Annotated in this window: 15 protein-coding genes and 1 pseudogene; 6 read left to right on the top strand and 10 right to left on the bottom strand. The window is 73.4% G+C overall.

The genetic code is table 11. From position 1 onward, the window contains the following. Nucleotides 1–17: 17 nt before the first annotated feature. Nucleotides 18–1,121 carry an S-(hydroxymethyl)mycothiol dehydrogenase gene (locus AC3AQ1_RS11985; protein WP_108719159.1) on the top strand — a complete coding sequence of 368 codons (1,104 nt, stop codon included), beginning with the start codon at nt 18–20 and terminating at the stop codon, nt 1,119–1,121. Further along, nucleotides 1,121–1,750 (top strand): MBL fold metallo-hydrolase, encoded by a 630-nt coding sequence (locus AC3AQ1_RS11980; RefSeq protein ID WP_108719158.1) that lies wholly within the window; start codon nt 1,121–1,123, stop codon nt 1,748–1,750. Before AC3AQ1_RS11985 ends, AC3AQ1_RS11980 begins: the two co-directional genes overlap by 1 nt. A 31-nt stretch (nt 1,751–1,781) precedes the next feature. Here the strand turns inward: AC3AQ1_RS11980 and AC3AQ1_RS11975 are convergent, their stop codons facing one another. Next, nucleotides 1,782–3,263 carry an APC family permease gene (locus AC3AQ1_RS11975; protein ID WP_108719157.1) on the bottom strand — a complete coding sequence of 494 codons (1,482 nt, stop codon included), beginning with the start codon at nt 3,261–3,263 and terminating at the stop codon, nt 1,782–1,784. 151 nt (nt 3,264–3,414) lie between these two features. On the opposite strand from AC3AQ1_RS11975, the gene AC3AQ1_RS11970 reads away from it, so the two are divergent. Next, nucleotides 3,415–3,831 (top strand): SRPBCC family protein, encoded by a 417-nt coding sequence (locus tag AC3AQ1_RS11970; protein ID WP_108720192.1) that lies wholly within the window; start codon nt 3,415–3,417, stop codon nt 3,829–3,831. On the opposite strand, the pseudogene AC3AQ1_RS11965 reads toward AC3AQ1_RS11970, so the two are convergent. The 3 genes and pseudogenes from AC3AQ1_RS11965 to AC3AQ1_RS11955 form a co-directional block, all read right to left on the bottom strand. After that, nucleotides 3,825–4,707 (bottom strand): annotated as a pseudogene (locus tag AC3AQ1_RS11965) (IS5 family transposase). The gene AC3AQ1_RS11970 and the pseudogene AC3AQ1_RS11965 sit on opposite strands and share 7 nt — an antisense overlap. An 81-nt stretch (nt 4,708–4,788) precedes the next feature. Further along, nucleotides 4,789–7,359, bottom strand: coding sequence for an ABC transporter permease (locus AC3AQ1_RS11960; RefSeq protein ID WP_108719155.1), 2,571 nt, complete (start codon nt 7,357–7,359; stop codon nt 4,789–4,791). Then, nucleotides 7,359–8,204: an ABC transporter ATP-binding protein gene (locus AC3AQ1_RS11955; protein WP_234417961.1), complete on the bottom strand. Its 846-nt coding sequence runs from the start codon at nt 8,202–8,204 to the stop codon at nt 7,359–7,361. Before AC3AQ1_RS11955 ends, AC3AQ1_RS11960 begins: the two co-directional genes overlap by 1 nt. 369 nt (nt 8,205–8,573) lie before the next feature. Here AC3AQ1_RS11955 and AC3AQ1_RS11950 point away from each other — a divergent pair, with 369 nt between their 5' ends. Next, nucleotides 8,574–9,920 carry an APC family permease gene (locus AC3AQ1_RS11950; RefSeq protein ID WP_370445356.1) on the top strand — a complete coding sequence of 449 codons (1,347 nt, stop codon included), beginning with the start codon at nt 8,574–8,576 and terminating at the stop codon, nt 9,918–9,920. On the opposite strand, the gene AC3AQ1_RS11945 is transcribed toward AC3AQ1_RS11950, so the two are convergent. Next, nucleotides 9,907–10,809: a LysR family transcriptional regulator gene (locus tag AC3AQ1_RS11945; protein ID WP_108719154.1), complete on the bottom strand. Its 903-nt coding sequence runs from the start codon at nt 10,807–10,809 to the stop codon at nt 9,907–9,909. The two genes, AC3AQ1_RS11950 and AC3AQ1_RS11945, sit on opposite strands and share 14 nt — an antisense overlap. A gap of 137 nt (nt 10,810–10,946) precedes the next feature. Between AC3AQ1_RS11945 and AC3AQ1_RS11940 the strand changes: the two genes are divergently transcribed. Together AC3AQ1_RS11940 and AC3AQ1_RS11935 are read left to right on the top strand one after the other, a co-directional pair. After that, nucleotides 10,947–11,075, top strand: coding sequence for a hypothetical protein (locus AC3AQ1_RS11940; protein WP_255421197.1), 129 nt, complete (start codon nt 10,947–10,949; stop codon nt 11,073–11,075). 143 nt (nt 11,076–11,218) lie between these two features. After that, nucleotides 11,219–11,503 (top strand): hypothetical protein, encoded by a 285-nt coding sequence (locus AC3AQ1_RS11935; RefSeq protein ID WP_108719153.1) that lies wholly within the window; start codon nt 11,219–11,221, stop codon nt 11,501–11,503. 219 nt (nt 11,504–11,722) lie between these two features. Here AC3AQ1_RS11935 and htpX read toward each other — a convergent pair whose 3' ends face one another. From htpX to AC3AQ1_RS11910, 5 genes are all read right to left on the bottom strand, one after another. After that, entirely contained in the window at nt 11,723–12,646 is a 924-nt protein-coding gene (htpX, locus tag AC3AQ1_RS11930) for a zinc metalloprotease HtpX (protein WP_108719152.1), read from the bottom strand. A gap of 93 nt (nt 12,647–12,739) precedes the next feature. Then, nucleotides 12,740–14,155, bottom strand: a complete 1,416-nt coding sequence (locus tag AC3AQ1_RS11925) for an FAD-dependent oxidoreductase (RefSeq protein WP_108719151.1) — start codon at nt 14,153–14,155, stop codon at nt 12,740–12,742. 115 nt (nt 14,156–14,270) lie between these two features. Further along, nucleotides 14,271–15,956 (bottom strand): alpha-amylase family glycosyl hydrolase, encoded by a 1,686-nt coding sequence (locus AC3AQ1_RS11920; protein WP_234417494.1) that lies wholly within the window; start codon nt 15,954–15,956, stop codon nt 14,271–14,273. A 48-nt stretch (nt 15,957–16,004) separates the two neighbouring features. After that, the gene (locus AC3AQ1_RS11915; protein ID WP_108719149.1) at nt 16,005–16,820 is read right to left on the bottom strand and encodes a putative protein N(5)-glutamine methyltransferase; all 816 of its coding nucleotides are present in this window, start codon (nt 16,818–16,820) and stop codon (nt 16,005–16,007) included. Between the two features lie 7 nt (nt 16,821–16,827). After that, a complete protein-coding gene (locus AC3AQ1_RS11910; RefSeq protein ID WP_108719148.1) occupies nt 16,828–17,832 on the bottom strand; it encodes a polyprenyl synthetase family protein in 1,005 nt (334 codons plus the stop codon).

The raw sequence follows: 17,832 nt of genomic DNA, 5'->3' as shown, positions 1-17,832 counted from the left end.
CGGACGAAGGAGCCCGCATGCCCCGCACCAGCACCGCCGTCATCGCACGCGCCAAGAACGCGCCGGTAGAGCTCGCGACGATCCTCGTCCCCGATCCCGGCCCCGGCGAGGCCGTGGTCCGCGTGCAGGCGTGCGGTGTCTGCCACACCGACCTGCACTACCGCGAGGGCGGCATCGGCGAGGACTTCCCCTACCTGCTCGGCCACGAGGCCGCCGGCGTGGTCGAGGAGGTCGGCCCCGGCGTCACCGACGTCACGCCCGGCGACTACGTGGTCCTCAACTGGCGCGCCGTCTGCGGGCAGTGCCGCGCCTGCCGCCGCGGCCGCCCCTGGTACTGCTTCGCCACGCACAACGCGACTCAGAAGATGACCCTGGCGGACGGCGACCCGCAGGCCGGAACCGCCCTGTCTCCCGCCCTCGGCATCGGCGCGTTCACCGAGTTCACCCTCATCGCCGCCGGGCAGTGCACCAAGGTCGACCCGGCCGCCAAGCCCGAGGTGGCCGGCCTGCTCGGCTGCGGCGTCATGGCCGGCCTCGGCGCCGCGATCAACACCGGCGGCGTCACCCGCGGCGACTCCGTCGCCGTGATCGGCTGCGGCGGCGTCGGCGCGGCAGCGATCGCCGGGGCACGGCTCGCGGGCGCGAACCGGATCATCGCCGTCGACCTCGACGACCGCAAGCTCGCCACCGCCAAGCAGCTCGGCGCCACGCACGCGGTCAACGGCCGCAGCCAGGACGTCGTCGCCGCGATCCAGGCCCTCACCGACGGCCACGGCGCCGACGTGGTGATCGACGCCGTCGGGCGCCCCGAGACCTGGCAGCAGGCGTTCTACGCGCGCGACCTCGCCGGCACCGTCGTGCTCGTCGGCGTCCCGACGCCCGAGATGCGCATCCCCGACATCCCCCTCCTCGACGTGTTCGGCCGCGGCGGCGCCCTGAAGTCCTCCTGGTACGGCGACTGCCTGCCCTCGCGCGACTTCCCGCTGCTCATCGACCTCTACCTGCAGGGCCGCCTGCCGCTCGAGGCGTTCGTCACCGAGACCATCGGGATCGGCGACGTCGAGGCCGCCTTCGCGAAGATGCACGGCGGCGACGTCCTGCGCAGCGTGGTGACGCTCTGATGGCCGGCTCCTCCGTCGGTGGGGTCAGGATCGACCACGCCACGACATCGGGCACGTTCTCCCTGGACGGCCAGACGTTCGACGTCGAGAACAACGTGTGGGTCGTGGGTGACGACGACGAGTGCGTCGTCATCGACGCGCCGCACGACGTCGAGGGGATCCTCGCCGTCGTCGGCGATCGGCGGGTGCTGGCGATCGTGTGCACGCACGCGCACGACGACCACGTGCGCGTCGCGCCCGCCCTCGCCGGCGCGACCGGCGCGCCCGTGCTGCTGCACCCCGCGGACGCACCCGTCTGGGCGCTCACCCACCCTCTCGCCGCGCCCGACGGCGAGCTCGCCGACGGCCAGGAGCTCACCGTCGCGGGGACCACCCTCCGGGTGCTGCACACCCCCGGGCACGCCCCCGGCGCGGTGTGCCTCTACGCGCCCGAGCTCGGCGTCGTGTTCACCGGGGACACGCTGTTCCAGGGTGGGCCGGGCGCGACCGGCCGGTCGTTCTCCGACGCCGATCTCATCGTCGAGTCGATTCGCCGCGTGCTGTTCGCGCTGCCGGTGGAGACGGTGGTGCACACCGGGCACGGCGCGGACACCACGATCGGGGCAGAGGCGGACGCGCTGGGGCGGTGACGCTCCGGGGGTGACGCTTCGGAGGTGAGGCTCAGTCCGACCCCTCGCCCGTCGCCAGTCGGCTGTGCCGGCGCCCGTAGGTCAGGTAGATCGTCACCCCGATCAGGAGCCACACGGCGAACCGCACCCAGGTCAGCGTCGTGAGGTTGAGCATGAGCCAGAAGCACGCGAGCGCCGAGACGATCGGCAGCACCGGTGAGAACGGCATCCGGTAGGCGATCTGCCGGTTCGGGTACTTCCGGCGCAGCACCGGCACCGCGATGCTCACCAGCACGAACGCCGAGAGCGTGCCGATGTTGATCATCTCCTCGAGCACGCCCACGTCGGTGAGCCCGGCCAGCACGGCGACGACGATGCCGACGGCGATCTGCAGCCGCATCGGCGTCTTGCGCCGGTCGCTGGTGAGCGACCACTGCCGCGGGAACAGCCCGTCGCGGCTCATCGAGAACACCACGCGGGTGAGGCCGAGCAGCAGCACCATGATCACCGTGGTGAGGCCCAGCAGGATCGACAGCGAGATCACCTGCGCCGCCCAGTCGGCCCCGACCAGCGTGAACGCCGTTGCGAGCGAGGGGTTATCGGACGCCGCGAGGTCGGTGTAGGGCACCATCCCGGTCAGCACCACGCTCGTGGCGACGTAGAGGACCGTGACGAGCCCGAGGCCGGCGAAGATGCCGAGCGGGAGGTTGCGCTGCGGGTTGCGGACCTCCTCCGCGGAGGTCGCCACCACGTCGAACCCGATGAACGCGAAGAACACCAGCGAGGCGCCGGCGAGCAGGCCGAAGATGCCGTAGGTGGTCTGCGGCGCACCCGCGAGGAACTCCACGAGCGACTGGTGCCACACGGTCGCGTCCGCCTCGGCGACCGGCGTCGTCGGCGGGAGGAACGGGGTGTAGTTCGAGGCCCGCACGTAGAAGGCGCCCACCACGATGACGAAGACCACGGTCGCGACCTTGAGGACCGTGAACACCGCGCTCACCCGCGCGGACAGCTTCGTCCCGAGCACGAGCAGCGTGGTGAAGACCGCGACGATGAAGAACGGCCCCCACGTCACGCTGACCGGCCCGACGTCGAACGTCGCGGGCACGTCGAGCCCGCCGATCGCGAAGACCTCCTGCAGGTAGATGCCCCAGTACTTCGCGATCACGGCCGCGGCCGTCAGCGTCTCGAGGATGAGGTCCCAGCCGATGATCCACGCGAGGAACTCCCCGAGCGTGGCGTACGTGAACGTGTACGCCGACCCCGCCACGGGCACGGTGGAGGCGAACTCGGCGTAGGCCATCATCGCGAGCCCGCACGTGATCGCCGCGATGACGAAGCCGATCGAGATCGCGGGTCCGGCGTAGTTCGCCGCGGCCTTCGCGCCGACCGAGAAGATGCCGGCGCCCACCGCCACCGCGACGCCCATGATCGCGAGGTCCCACGGGCCGAGCGTGCGCTTGAGGGAGTGGTGGCGGGACTCGGCGTCGGCCAGCGACGCCTCGATGCTCTTGGTGCGGGTCATGAAGCTCATCGAGACGCCTTTCGCCGGACGCTTCAGGGGCGCACGAGTGCGCGCGCGCCACCCTAGCGGGGGCGGGTGCGCGCCGTCGGGCCCTAGGGCGTGTTGCTAAAGGCTTCGGCCGGAGCGATAGCTTGGTCGTGTGACTCGTAGTTCGGTGAGGGTGGTTGCGGACATTGATGCGTCCGTCGAGGTCGTCTGGCGATTCCTGACGACTGAACGAGGCGCATGGTGGCCCGAGATGCGCTTCGAGGCGGAGGTCGGCTCGCCGCTCGTCGAAACCTGGGTCGAGGAAGGCCAACAGGTAAGCGCGACGGGGAGCGTCACGCGATGCGACGAGCCGCATGTTCTCGGATTCGATTGGACCGAGCAGAGCTGGGACCATCCTCTCGACGTCGTGATAGAGCTCGTAGCGCACGGGCAGGGGACCTTAGTCACGCTCACCGAGTCAGGATTCTCCCGTGCTCGTGTTCCGCACTCTTTGCCTGCGGAACACGAAGAGGGGTGGCGATACCACCTGGCACGATTGAAGCGGACGAGCGAGGGTGAAGACGTCGACGTCGACGTCGATGTTCAGTGAACGCTGCTGGTGAGCCAGTGGAGTGTCGCGGCGAGGCAGAGACCGGCGTGGTAGTTGCGTGCGGTCTTGTCTGAGCGCATCGCGATCCCGCGCCACTGCTTGAGCTTGTTGAAGCATCGCTCGACGACGTTGCGGCCACGGTAGCGGACCCGCTGCTCCTGACCGAAGTCGATCGGTCGCCCGCGGCGCTTGCGGCGGTGAGCGATCTGATCGTCACGTTCAGGGATCGTCGCGGCAATCCCGCGCTCGCGCAGCCAGGCGCGATTCGCCTTCGACGGGTAACCCTTGTCCGCGAGCAGCCGATCCGGCCTCGACCGCGGCCTGCCTCTCGCGCCCGGGACGCGGATCTCGCTCAGCGTTGCGGTCAGCATGCTCGTGTCCGCCGCTTGTCCGGGCGTGAGGATGAACGCGAGAGCTCGTCCCTTGCCGTCGCAGACCAGGTGATTCTTCGTCGTCAACCCACCGCGGGAACGGCCGATCGCGTGATCGGGTGGCTCGTCACCGAATTTCTTGTAGTTCGCCAGAGCCCCCTGTGGCGCGGGGAAGGGTGGCGCCGTGCTGATGCACGCGCACGATCGTGGAGTCGATCGACGCGACCCAGTCCAGATCCCCGGACTGCTGCGCGAGAGCCTGCGTCTTCTCCAGCACCCGCGCCCACACGCCCAGCTCGGACCACCGGTTGAAGTTCTTATAGATCGTGTTCCAGTTCCCGAACCGCTCCGGCACGTCCCGCCACGGCGCACCAGTCCGGAACCGCCACGCCGTCGCCTCGACCACCGCGCGCCGATCCACCGGCGGCCGACCCGTCGACTTCGCAGTCGGGAACAGCGGACCGATCACAGCCCACGCTTCATCCGAGATCACGTCACGAAACACGCATCAAGACTCACCCACGAGGCAACCGCAGATGTTTAGCAACACGCCCTAGTGCCCACGCCGCTTGGCGCGTCGCGCGCGCTACTCGTACGAGACGGCGTCCAGCACGCGCAGCCGCGCGGCCCGCACGGCCGGCCACACCGCCGCCAGCACGCCGACCACGACGGCGAGCGCCAGCATCACCAGCAGCGTCGCCCAGGGCACGGCGAGCGTCGTGAGGCCGTCGGCCTCGAACACGGTCGGCATCGTCGCCGCCAGCCCGACGCCGACGGCCAGCCCGACCGCCGTGCCGAACACCGCGGTGAGCACCGACTCGATCGTCACCGTGCCCGCGAGCTGCAGCCGGCCCAGCCCGACGGCGCGCAGCAGCCCGATCTCCCTCGTCCGCTCGATCACCGACAGCGCGAGCGTGTTGACGATGCCGAGCACCGCGATGACCACCGACAGCCCGAGCAGCGCGTAGAGGATGACGAGGATCTGGTCGACCTGCGCCGACAGCTGCGAGACGAACTCCTCCTGCGTCAGCACCGAGACCACCACGTAGGGCGCGACGGCGGCGCTCACGTCGGTCTTGAGCGTCGCCGGGTCGGTGCCCGGCTCGGCCACCAGGAAGATCGTGTCGACCACCTGGGTCTGCCGCGGTGCGAGCGCGTCGAGCGCGTCGGTCGAGACCGTGACCGGCGTGCCGACCGCGGTCGAGCGGATGACGGCGCCGACCGTGACCTCCGCAGGCGCGCCGCTCGGCCCGGTGACCTCGAGCGCGTCACCCACGCCCACGCCGTCGAGCAGGCTCGCGTTGACCATCGCCTCGCCCGCCGCGAGCGCCTGCGTGGGATCGCCGTCCTCGACCGTGACGAGCAGCGTCCGCCCCACCATCTCCGGCGCGATGCCCGCGACGAGCGAGGAGCCAGGGCCGCCGCCGACCGCGGTGCCGTCGGACAGCGCCACGGTCGCCGGGGCGTACCGCACGACGTCGGCGACCTCGACGCCCGGGACCGCCTCGACGTCGGCGACGACGCCCTCGGGGATCGTGCCGCTGGCCGAGCGCAGGACGAGGTCGGCGTCGGTCTCGGCGGCCACGACGTCGGCCACCGACGCCCGTGTGGAGGCGGCGATCACCGTCGCGGCGCCCACCAGCGCCATGCCGATCATGAGCGCGCCGGCGGTGTTCGCCGTGCGACGCGGGCTGCGCACGACGTTGCCGCGCGCGAGCCGCCCGATCGGGCGCAGCAGCGCCACGAGCGGCCACGCGAGCGCGCCCACCACCGTGCGGGCGAGCACCGGCGCGACGACGAGCATCCCCACCAGCACCGCGCCGGCACCGACGCCGAGCCACGTCGGGGCGCGGTCCGCGCTCGGGCGCGCGACGGCGACCGCGAGCGCCGCCGCGCCCACCAGGAGCAGGGCGAGCCCGACCCAGCCGCGGGTGCGCAGCGACCGCTCGCGGACGGTGACCTCCTCGCGCATCGCCTCGACGGGTGGCACGAGCGCGGCCCGCCGGGCCGGGACGGCCGCCGCGGCCAGGCTCACCACGGTGCCCACCAGGACGGACAGGGCGAGCGTCTCGGGATCGGCCGGGATCTCGCCCGCGAGCTGCATGCCCATCCGGTCCAGGCCGGCGCGCAGCGCGACGACGAGCCCGACGCCGCCGAGCACGCCGATCGCGGCGCCGACCACCCCGACGATCCCCGCCTGGACGAGGATCGACACGAAGACCTGCACGGGCGAGGCGCCGACCGCGCGCAGCAGCGCGAACTCGCGCATCCGCTGGCGCACCGACATGGCGAACGTGTTGGCGATGATGAAGGCCCCGACGAACAGCGCGACGGCCGCGAACACGAGCAGGAACGTCGTGATGAACCCGAGCACGTCCGCGATCGCGTCCTTGCTCTCCTGCGCCACCTGCTCCCCGGTGACCGCCTCGAGCCCGTCGGTGCCGGAGTCGGCGAGCTCGCCGTCGACCTCCGCGAGCACGTCCTCTCTGCTCGCGCCGTCGGTGAGCGTGATCCCGAGCGAGGGGACGAGGCCGTCGGGAGCGAACGCCGCGAGCGCCACGTCCTCGGGCAGCAGGATGAGCGTCGCGCCGGCCATCGAGCCGCCCATGTCGGCCTCGCCGACCACGGTCACGTCACGCACCTCGCCCGCGACGACGATCCGGGTCGCGTCGCCGACGGCGAGCCCGGACCGCTCGAGCGCGCCGCGCTCGATCGCGATCTCGCCCGCGCCCTCGGGCGCGCGACCCGTCGGGAACGTGACGTCGGTGGAGTCGGGTGACCAGCCGAGCCCGATGCTCGGCGCCTGGCCGGTCTGCACGGCGGTGCCGTCGGCGCCCACCAGCACGATCGAGCCGGAGACGTCGGGCACGACGGCGGCCACGCCGTCGAGCGCGGCGATCGGCTCGGTGAGGTCGACGGGCACGACCGGTGACTGCGCGCCGAATGCGCCGCCCGAACCCTCGTCGTCGGTGCTCGCGCCGCGGACGTAGACGTCGGCGGTCGAGGTGGCGTCGACGATCTGGTCGAACGTGCCGCTCATCATCGTGCGCAACGAGAACGTGCCCGCCACGAACGCGACGCCGAGCGCGACAGCGAGCAGCGACATGACGAACCGCACGAGGTGCGCGCGGATGCCGCGCACGGCGACCCGCAGCATCAGGACTCCGGCGCGGCGTGCCGCGGGTGGTGCGCGTGGGCGTGGCGCTCCTGGTGCGGCGCGTGCTCGGCGTCGGCGGGGTCGGGCCGGGTGTCCAGAGCTGCTGCGGACCGGTCCTCGCGCGTGGCGTCCGGCCCGATCGCGCCGAGCGTGGCGAGGATCGACTCGGCCGTGGGGTCGTGCAGCTCGTCCACCACGCGCCCGTCGGCGAGGAACAGCACGCGGTGCGCGAACGACGCGGCCGTGGGGTCGTGCGTCACCATGACGACCGACTGCCCGAGGTCCTCGACGCTGCGGCGCAGGAACGCGAGCACCTCGCGCGAGGACACCGAGTCCAGGTTCCCGGTCGGCTCGTCGGCCAGCACGACGGCGGGGCGCGCCACGAGCGCGCGGGCGCAGGCCACGCGCTGCTGCTGCCCGCCCGAGAGCTCGGCGGGCTTGTGGTCCAGGCGATCGGCGAGCCCGACGGCGCGCACGACCGCGTCGAGGTGCTCGGCGTCGACCGGCCGACGGGCGATGTCGAGCGGGAGCGTGATGTTCTCCAGCGCCGTCAGCGTGGGGATGAGGTTGAACGCCTGGAACACGAAGCCGAGCCGGGTGCGGCGCAGGCGGGTCAGCCCACGCTCGCTCATCCGCGAGGTCTCCTCGCCGTCGACCACGACCGAGCCGGACGTGGGCCGGTCCAGGCCGGCGACGCAGTGCATGAGCGTGGACTTGCCCGACCCGGACGGCCCCATGATCGCGGTGAAGGCGCCGCGCGCGAAGTCGACGCTCACGCCGTCGAGCGCGCGCACCGCCGTGTCGCCCTCGCCGTAGACCTTGACGAGGTCGCGCGCCGAGACGATCGGGGTGCCCGCCGCGGTGCGGCCGGCCGTGTCGGTCGAGTCGGCTGCCGGGGTCGCGGTGGTCGTCTCGTCCGCCCTCGCTGCGTCGTCCACGCCGCAAGCCTCGCACCTCCCGGCGGCCATGCGCGCCACCGTGGACACGGCTGCCGCGACGTCCACCCCACACGCGCCACCACCAGCGCAGACACCCGTCCGGGGGCGGCGCGACGCGAGACACCGGTGCCAGACTCGGGACGTCCCCGCACGAGAAGCCCGGTCCCGACGTCGCGCATCCGGACGCCGGGTCGCACCGCAGCACCGAGGAGACCCGATGACCGACACCGCCCGCGCCACGGACGACGCCACCGCCCCACCGCCCCACCGACCCAGCTGCGCCGCGGGATCACCGGACCGCTGCTGTTCTTCTTCATCCTCGGCGACGTGCTCGGGGCGGGCATCTACGCCCTCGTGGGCGTGCTCGCGGGCGAGGTCGGCGGGATGCTCTGGGCGCCGCTCCTGCTGGCGCTGCTTCTCGCGATGCTCACCGCCGGCTCGTACGCGGAGCTGGTCACGAAGTACCCGCGGGCGGGCGGCGCCGCGGTGTTCGCCCAGCGGGCGTTCAAGCGGCCACTGATCTCGTTCCTCGTCGGCTTCAGCATGCTCGCCGCGGGCGTGACGAGCGCGGCCGGCCTGGCGCTCGCCTTCGCGGGCGAGTACTTCCGCACGTTCCTCGACGTCCCGACGACCCCGGTCGCGATCGTGTTCCTGCTGGTGGTCGCCGCACTGAACATGCGGGGCATCCGCGAGTCGCTCGGGGCCAACGTGGTGATGACGATCATCGAGGTGAGCGGGCTCGTGATCGTCGTGGCCGCCGTCGGGGTGCTGCTCGGGAACGGTGGCGGGGACGTCGGCCGCGTACTCGAGCCCGCCGAGGGCAGCGCCGCCGCCCTCACCGTGCTCGGCGGCGCGATCATCGCCTACTACTCGTTCGTGGGGTTCGAGACCTCAGCCAACGTCATCGAGGAGGTCAAGAACCCGCGCCGGGACTACCCCCGCGCGCTGTTCGGGGCGCTCCTCGCGGCAGGCGTCGTGTACGTGCTGGTCGGGCTCGCGAGCTCGATCGCGCTGCCGGCCTCGGAGCTGGCGGAGTCGAGCGGACCGCTGCTCGCCGTCGTCGAGGCCACGAGGGTGGCGGTGCCGTCCTGGCTGTTCAGCCTCATCGCACTCATCGCCGTCGCGAACGGCGCGCTGCTCACGATGATCATGGCGAGCCGGCTCGCGTACGGCATGGCCGAGCAGGGCCTGCTGCCGAGCGCGCTGGCGCGTGTGCTGCCCGAGCGCCGCACCCCGTGGGTGGCGATCCTCGTGACGACCGGCGTCGCGATCGTGCTCACGCTCGTCGGCGACCTCGCGACGCTGGCCGAGACCGTCGTCCTCCTGCTGCTGTTCGTGTTCCTCAGTACCAACATCGCGGTGCTGGTGCTGCGCCGGGACGTCGTGGCCGAGGAGCACTTCCGGGTCTGGACGATCGTGCCGGTGCTCGGGATCGCCTCGTGCGTGCTGCTGCTGAGCCAGCAGGAGCCGATCGTCTGGCTGTTCGGCGCCGTCCTGCTGGCCGTCGGCGTGGTGCTGCACCTGGTGGCGCAGTGGAACGAGCGGCGTGCGCCGCGGGACGGCGCGGCGCCCGAGCAGCACGACGGCGAGCAGCGCGACGGCGACGGCGTCACCCGCCCGTGAGGGCGTCGCGCAGCAGCTCGACCACCGCGGTCACGGTGCGGGCCCGCGCGGCGATCGGGCGCACGAGCACCTCGATGGTGCGGAAGGCGTCGTCGTCGGCGAGCGGCACGGCCACGACGGACTCGGACAGGTGCGGTCGGCCCATCCGCGGCAGGACCGTGACGGCGAGCCCGAGCTCGACGAACCGCACGAGCGAGGCGAGCTCGACGGCCTCGTAGGCCCGCTCGACGGCGCCCAGGAGGTCCGGGGAGTGCGACGCGATCCACGGCCCGTAGAGGTCCTCGTTCGGAGTGAGCGCAAGCCGCTCGCGGGCCAGCTCGGGGAGCGAGATCGTGTCGCGGCGCGCGAGCAGGTGCTGGGCGGGCACCACGGCGTCGAGCGGGTCGAGCCCGATCCGGATCCGGAGGTGGTCGGGGTCGCGGCCCGTGTGGTCGATCGGCCCGAGAGCCTTGGACAGCACGACGTCGAGCCGGCCGTTGCGCAGCAGGTCCAGGCCCGGGCCGGGCTCGATCTCGGTGGGCACGATCTCCAGGCGCGGGTAGCGCTCGCGCGCGACGGCCATCGCGGGCAGCACGATGCCCCGCAGCGACGTGGGGAACGCGGCGATCCGGAACGTGCCTGACGGCTCGGCCTCCTGCCGCGCGAGCAGCGGCAGCGCCTCGAGCCCCTCGACGATCGCGCGCGCGGGCTCGAGCACCGCGAGCGCCTCGGGCGTGAGCACCACCCCCCGCCCCGCGCGCACCACCATCGGGGCCTTGAGCGCCCGCTCCAGCTTGCGCAGGTGCTGCGTGAGGTTCGGCGCGCTGTAGCCGAGCAGGCGTGCCGCGCGCGTGACCGAGCCGGTGTCGTGGACGGCCAGCAGGACACGGAGACTGACGGGGTCGATCATGAAGCAGCACTTTAGATGAATCGAAACCACTACTAACTAGTTCTAAGGCATCAGTCTCCGGGAGGATGTGACCAGCGGGACAACGCCGCCCCGCTACCCACCCGCTCCACGCCGTTCGTCACCCGAAGAAGGAAGCCATGTTCGCCGTCGTCGCCCTCGTTCTCATCGTCGCCGCCGCTGCTGCGGGCACCTGGTACGAGCTCAAGCACGACGGCTCGCGTCGCCGCGCCTTCGACCCGATGTACAACAGCCGCTCTCCTCGCTGACCGCGGCTGACCTCCCCCTACGGGCACCGGTCGCCGGCTCGCTGACCGCGCGCCGGCACCCCGAGGGGTGACAACGCGACCCGACCCTGGCGCCGCCGCCGAACGCTTCCTACGCTGGTGACACCCGGCCGAGGGAGGTCGCCGTGCACCAACTCTGGGAGCGTCTCCTGCACCGCCGCGCGCCGGAGGAGGACCCGCTGGTCACGCTCGAGCTCCAGGCGAGCCTCGCGCGACTGCTCGCGGAGTGCTGGCGGATCCACCACCACAGCGGGTTTGCCGGCGCCCACCACGCGCGCGCGGCCGTCCAGGCCTACGAGATCACGCTGCGCAGCGCCGTGCGGCACGCGGGCGGGGACGACGCCGAGCACGCGCCGGGCGACATCGTCGCCCTCGAGCTCGACCTCGCCTCGCGCGGCTGGATCTGGTAGACCCCGCCGCACTCACCCCGCCCGCTCGACGTTCCGGCAGGAAGGGTCGGCGTTCCGGGAGAGCGACTCCGCGTGACGGGAGAGCGACTCGGCGTTTCGGCACAGCGACTCACCTGGCACGCTCGCCCGACGCGCACTCGCCGGTCGCTGTGGCGTCACGCGAAGTCACTGTGGCGTCACGCGAAGTCACTGTGGCGTCACGCCGGGGGTAGCCCGCGGTCAGTACCGGTACATCCCGCCCTGCGCGCCCGCCTGGCTCTCCAGCCGCGCGATGCGATCGGCCATCGGCGGGTGCGTCGCGAACAACTTGGCCACCCCGCCCCCACGGAACGGGTTGGCGATCATGAGGTGGGAGACGTTCTCCATCTGCTGGGTGGGCTGCATCGGCCTCGCCGCGACGCCGGTCTCGAGCTTGCGCAGCGCCGACGCCAGGGCGAGCGGGTCGCCGGTGAGCGCCGCACCGTCGTGGTCGGCGTCGTACTCGCGGGTGCGCGAGATCGCGAGCTGGATGAGGCTCGCGGCGAACGGCGCGAGGATGAGCCCGACGAGCGCACCGATCGCGGCGAGCGGGTTGCCACCCCCCTCCCGACCGCGGCCACCACCGCCGAAGATCAGCAGGAACTGCGCCACGGACGTGATGACACCCGCGACGGCGGCCGCGACCGAGGAGGTGAGGATGTCCCGGTTGTAGACGTGCATGAGCTCGTGGCCGAGCACGCCGCGCAGCTCGCGCTCGTCGAGGATCCGCAGGATCCCGACCGTGCAGCAGACCGCGGCCTTCTTCGGGCTGCGTCCGGTGGCGAACGCGTTCGGCGCCTCGGTGGGCGAGACGTACAGCCGTGGCATCGGCTGCCCCGCGCGCTCGGAGAGCTCGCGCACGATGCGGTACATCGCGGGTGCCTGCTCCTCCGTGACCGGCTGCGCGCGCATCGACGCGATCGCGATCTTGTCGGAGTTCCAGAAGCTGATCGCCGTGGAGAGCAGGCCGAGGCCGGCGAAGATCCAGATCCATCGCGGCTGGCCGGTGCCGCCCGCGATGAGCGCACCGATCCCCAGCAGCACCCCGAACAGGACGCCGAACAGCATCGTGGTCTTGAGCCCGTTGTGGTGGCTCCGGCTCGGCAGGACGGGTGCGCTCGTCATGTGCTCATTCTCCCCGACGCACCGGCTCGGCGCGTGAGGTCCGCTCGGACGCCAGGACGCCCGCCTCAGAACACGGGCCTCACGGCACCGACGTCAGGACACGAGGGCGCCGCGACTGATCGCGGTCATCTCCTCGCGCGGCACGACCTTGACCCGCTCGCGACCCTCGGCCTCGCCGAGCGCCCGCTCGTGCGCCTGGAGCAGCTCCCAGCCCGACCACGTGGTGACCGGGACACCGCGCTCCTCGAGCAGGTCGATCACGTCAACGCCGGAGTCGGCACCGGCACCGGCGCCGCCGGCCCGCAGACCGACGCCCGCGCCCACGTCCTCGGCCAGGTTGCGGATCGTCTCCTGCGCGTCGGACTTCGTGCTGCCGATGAGCCCGACCGGCCCGCGCTTGATCCACCCGGTCGCGTACAGGCCGGGGATCGGCGCGCCGTCCTCGCCGAGCACGCGGCCGCCGTCGTTCGGGATGACGCCCGCGACGTGGTCGAACGGCACGCCCGGGACGGGCGAGCCGAAGTAGCCCACCGCGCGGTAGACCGCCTGCACCGGGGTGTCCACGAGGACGCCGGTGCCGACGGCGCTGCCGTCGCCCGCGAGCGTGGTGCGCTCGGTGCGCAGCGCGCTCACGCGCGTCACGTCGTCGGGCCCGGCCTCGCCGAGCACCTCGACCGGCCGGTGCAGGAAGTGCAGGTGGAGGCGGCGCGAGGCGCGCGCCTCCTCGGGGTCCTTGAGCGCCCAGTCGGTGAGCGTCGCGACCACCTGGCGGGTCTGGTTGGAGGCCGCCATCGCGGCCTCGGAGCCGGCGTCGAACTCGAAGTCTTCGGGGTAGACGAGCACGTCGACGTCGGGCACGTGGCCGAGCTCGCGCAGCTCGAGCGGGGAGAACTTCGCCTGCGCCGGGCCGCGCCGCGCGAACACGTGGACGTCGGTGACGGGCGAGGCGGCCAGGCCCTCGGCGACGTTGGCCGGGATCTCGGTCGCGCTCAGGTCCTCGACGTGCTTGGCCAGCATGCGCGCGACGTCGAGCGCCACGTTCCCGGCGCCGATCACCGCGATCTGGCTCGCCTCGAGCGGCCAGGTGCGCGGGACGTCCGGGTGGCCGTCGAACCAGGAGACGAAGTCGGCGGCGCCGAACGAGCCGGGCAGGTCGATGCCCGGGATGTCGAGGTCGGCGTCGCGGATCGCGCCGGTCGCGAGGATGACGGCGTCGTAGAGCGTGCCCAGCTCCTGGATGGTGATCCCACCGATCTCGTCGCCGACGTCGACGTTGCCGATGAGGCGGACGTCGCCGCGCGCGAGGATCTTGTCCAGCGCAGCCACGATCGCCTTGATCCGCGGGTGATCGGGCGCGACGCCGTAGCGCACCAGCCCGTACGGCGCCGGCAGGCGGTCGAACAGGTCGATCGCGGTGCCCGGCAGGGTCCGGGACAGGATGTCGGAGGCGTAGATTCCGGCCGGGCCGGCGCCGACGACGGCGACGCGCAGGTTCACAGGTGACCTCATCGTGGTGGTGGGTCGCCGGGCGCACGGGCCGCGGGGCGGCGCGCGCCGCAGAGGGCGACGGACTCCCGCAGTCTACGCGTGGGTGAGGGTGACCTCACTTGCGACGTGTCCGGCGTCACGTCGCGGGGGCGGCGAGGCGCAGCACCACGGCGGAGTCGGGCGGCAGCTGGCGGGTCGCGCCGTCCCGAGCGCCGTCCCCCGCGAGCTCGGCCCGCGGCACGCTGGCGGCCACGGCCTCACCGGCCGGCAGCGGGACGGACGCGGCGCCCGTGTTGACCAGCACGAGGAGCGCGGCCGACCCGTCGGTCAGCCGGAAGGCCAGCACGTCCGGAGTCGATGTCAGGTCCCCGACCCACGTCAGCTCCCCGCGCCGCAGCAGCGGCTCCCGGCGACGCGCCGCGAGCAGCTCGCTATACAGCGCGAGCATCGAGTCCTCCGCCGCCTCCTGTGCCTCACGCGTGAGCGCGGCGAAGGAGTCGGGCTGCGGCAGCCACGGGCCGCGCGTGGCCGAGGGCGGTGAGAACCCGAACGGCGCCTGTGTCCCCGACCACGGCAGCGGCACCCGGCAGCCGTCCCGTCCCTTCGTCGCCCCGCCGGAACGGAAGAAGACCGGGTCCTCCCGCACGCCGTCGGGCAGGTCCTCCACCTCGGGCAGGCCGAGCTCCTGACCCTGGTAGACGTACACGGCGCCGGGCAGCGCGAGCAGCAGCACCGCGGCCGCACGCGCGCGCCGGGTGCCCCGGGCGAGGTCCGCGGCGGTGAGCCGGGTGACCGGGCGAGCGGCGCCGTCGTGCTCGGGGACGTACTCCCCCGCGAGCGCGAGGTCCGCCGCGTACCGCGTGACGGCGCGCGGCAGGTCGTGGTTCTCCAGCACCCACGTGGCCGGCGCGCCCGCGAGCCGCGCGACGGCGAGGCCCTCGACCACGGCCTCGTGCAGCTCCGCGGCAGACCACCGCACCCGGGTCAGCGCGAGGTCGAAGGCGAGGTGCATCTCGTCGGGGCGCACGAGCAGGGCCACCTCCTCGGGCGGCGCACCGGTCTCGATCACAGCCATCCGGTCGCCGTCGTAGGCGTCCATGACGCGGCGCAGCGCGCGGTAGTAGCCGTGCAGCGGCGAGTCGGCGCCCTTGGGGATGACGGGCGAGCCGTCGGGCGTGTCCCCGGCGTCGAGGTCCTTGACCAGGGCGTCCGACACGTCGATGCGGAAGCCGTCCACGCCGCGGTCCAGCCAGAACCGCAGCACGTCCTCGAACGCCGCGAGCACGCGCGGGTTCGCCCAGTTCAGGTCGGGCTGCTCGGGCGCGAAGAGGTGGTAGTACCACTGGCCGTCCGGAAGCCTGGTCCACGACGGCCCGCCGAACACGCTGCGCCAGTTCGTCGGCGGCAGGGCGCCGTCCGGCCCCCGCCCGTCCCGGACGAGGAACATCGCGCGCTCGGGGCTGCCGGGGGCGGCGTCGCGGGCCGCGCGGAACCAGGGGTGCTCGCTCGAGCAGTGGTTCGGGACCAGGTCGATCGTCACGCGCAGCCCGAGCTCGTGGGCCCGCGCGAGCAGCGCGTCGAACGCGGCGAGGTCGCCGTAGCGCGGGTCGACGCCCGTGTAGTCGGCCACGTCGTACCCGCCGTCGACCATCGGCGAGGGGTAGAACGGGGTCAGCCAGAGCGCGTCCACCCCCAGCGCGGCCAGCGCGGGCAGCCGCTGCGTCAGGCCTGCGAGGTCGCCCTCGCCGTCGCCGTCGGAGTCCGCGAACGAGCGCGGGTAGACCTGGTAGAAGACGGCGTCGCGCCACCACTCCTGTGTCACCACTCCAGCGTGCCAGCCGCAGCGACCGTCAGGGGGCGTCGGTGCGAGTCAGCGAGCGTCGGCGTCCGGCCGCCGCGCCAGCAGCACGGCCACGTCGCGCTCGTCGTCCACCGCGCACCCCGGCACGAGCCCGACGGCGTAAGCCGCCTCGAGCGCCGCGCCCACCTGGTGCGGGGCCACCTCGCTCAGCGCGACCCCGCCGGGGGCGAGCCACGTGACCGCGGCCGTCAGCACGCGGCGCAGCAGGTCGAGCCCGTCCGCCCCGCCGTCGTGGGTGAACCGCGGCTCGTGCTCGCGCACGTCGCGCGGGAGCAGGTCGAGCTCGCGGGTGGGCACGTACGGGACGTTCGCCGTGAGCACCGTGACCGTGCCGCGCAGGTCGGGCGGCACGCCGTCGACCACGTCCGCGACGCTCACCGTGCCCAGGCCCGCGAGGTTGACCGCGGCCACGGCGACGGCGGCGGCGTCCACGTCGCTCGCGTGCACGCGCGCGGGCCGGCAGCGCTCGGCGAGCACGCGCGCCACGGCGCCGCTGCCGCAGCACAGGTCCAGCAGCACACCGTCGGGGGTCAGCAGGCGCTGCGCCTGCGCGACCAGGGCCTCGGTCCGCCGCCGCGGCACGAACACACCGGGCCCGACGGCGACGCGCACCCCCGCGAGCTCGGCCCACCCGAGCACGTGCTCGAGCGGCTCACCGGCGACCCGGCGGCTCAGGGCCGCCGCTCGCTCGGGAGCCGGCAGCTCGGCCAGCAGGGCGGCCTCCTCCTCGGCGAACACGCAGCCGGCCCCGCGCAGGGCCGTGACGAGGGCCGCGAGGGCGGGGTCGGGGCCGACGTCGGGCTCGCCGTCGGGCGCCCGGGCCACGACCGGCTCAGGCCAGGCGCTCGACCACGACGTCCGCGAACTCGCGCAGCGCGTCCCGCGCCGGGGAGTCCGGGAGCACGTCGAGGTGGCGCACGGCGTCCTGCGACCAGGCGCGCGCCATGTCCCGCGCCTGCGCCATGACGGGGTGCGCGCGCAGGGCGGCCACGACGTCGGCGAGCGCGTCGGGCGAGGCGAGGTCGCCGTCGAGCGCGGTCACGATCGCGGCGCCCGCCGCGTCGGACTCGCCCGCCTCGACGGCGCGGCGCAGCAGCAGCACGGGCATCGTGGGGACGCCCTCGCGCAGGTCGGTGCCGGGCACCTTGCCGAGCACCTCGGCGCTGGAGGTGAGGTCGAGGACGTCGTCGGCGAGCTGGAACGCGATGCCGACCCGCTCGCCGTACTCGACCACGGCGGTCAGCTGCGCCCCCGTGAGGCCCGCGAACAGCGCGCCGTAGTGCGCGGACGCGGCGATGAGCGAGCCGGTCTTGCCCGCGAGCACGCCGAGGTGGTGCGCGACGGGGTCCTCGCCGTCGCGCGGCCCGAGGGTCTCGTGCAGCTGGCCCACGCACAGCCGCTCGAACGTCTCGGCCTGGATCCGCACGGCCTCGGGCCCGAGCCCGGCCACGGTCTGCGAGGCGCGCGCGAAGAGCAGGTCCCCCGCGAGGATGGCCACCGAGTTGCCCCACACCTCGTGCGCGCTCGGCGCCCCGCGCCGGGTGGGCGCGGAGTCCATGACGTCGTCGTGGTAGAGCGAGGCGAGGTGGGTGAGCTCGACGCCGACCGCGGCCTCGAGCACCTCCTCCGACGTGCCGGTGCCGAGCTGCGCGGCCAGCAGCGCGAGGGCGGGCCGCATCCGCTTGCCGCCGGCCACGAGCAGGTGCCGCGACGGCGCGTCCTCGAGCACGCTGGTGCGCCGCACCGCGAGGTCGAGGCGCCGCTCGATCTCGGCCAGTCCGGTGACCAGCGCCTCCTCGAGGCGCGCGTCGCTGACCGGCAGGGGTGCAGCACTCAC

The sequence above is a fragment of the Miniimonas sp. S16 genome (genome assembly GCF_057748195.1).
The sequence above is the reverse complement of the archived record's forward strand: the minus strand, read 5'-3'. Positions and strand labels throughout refer to the sequence as shown.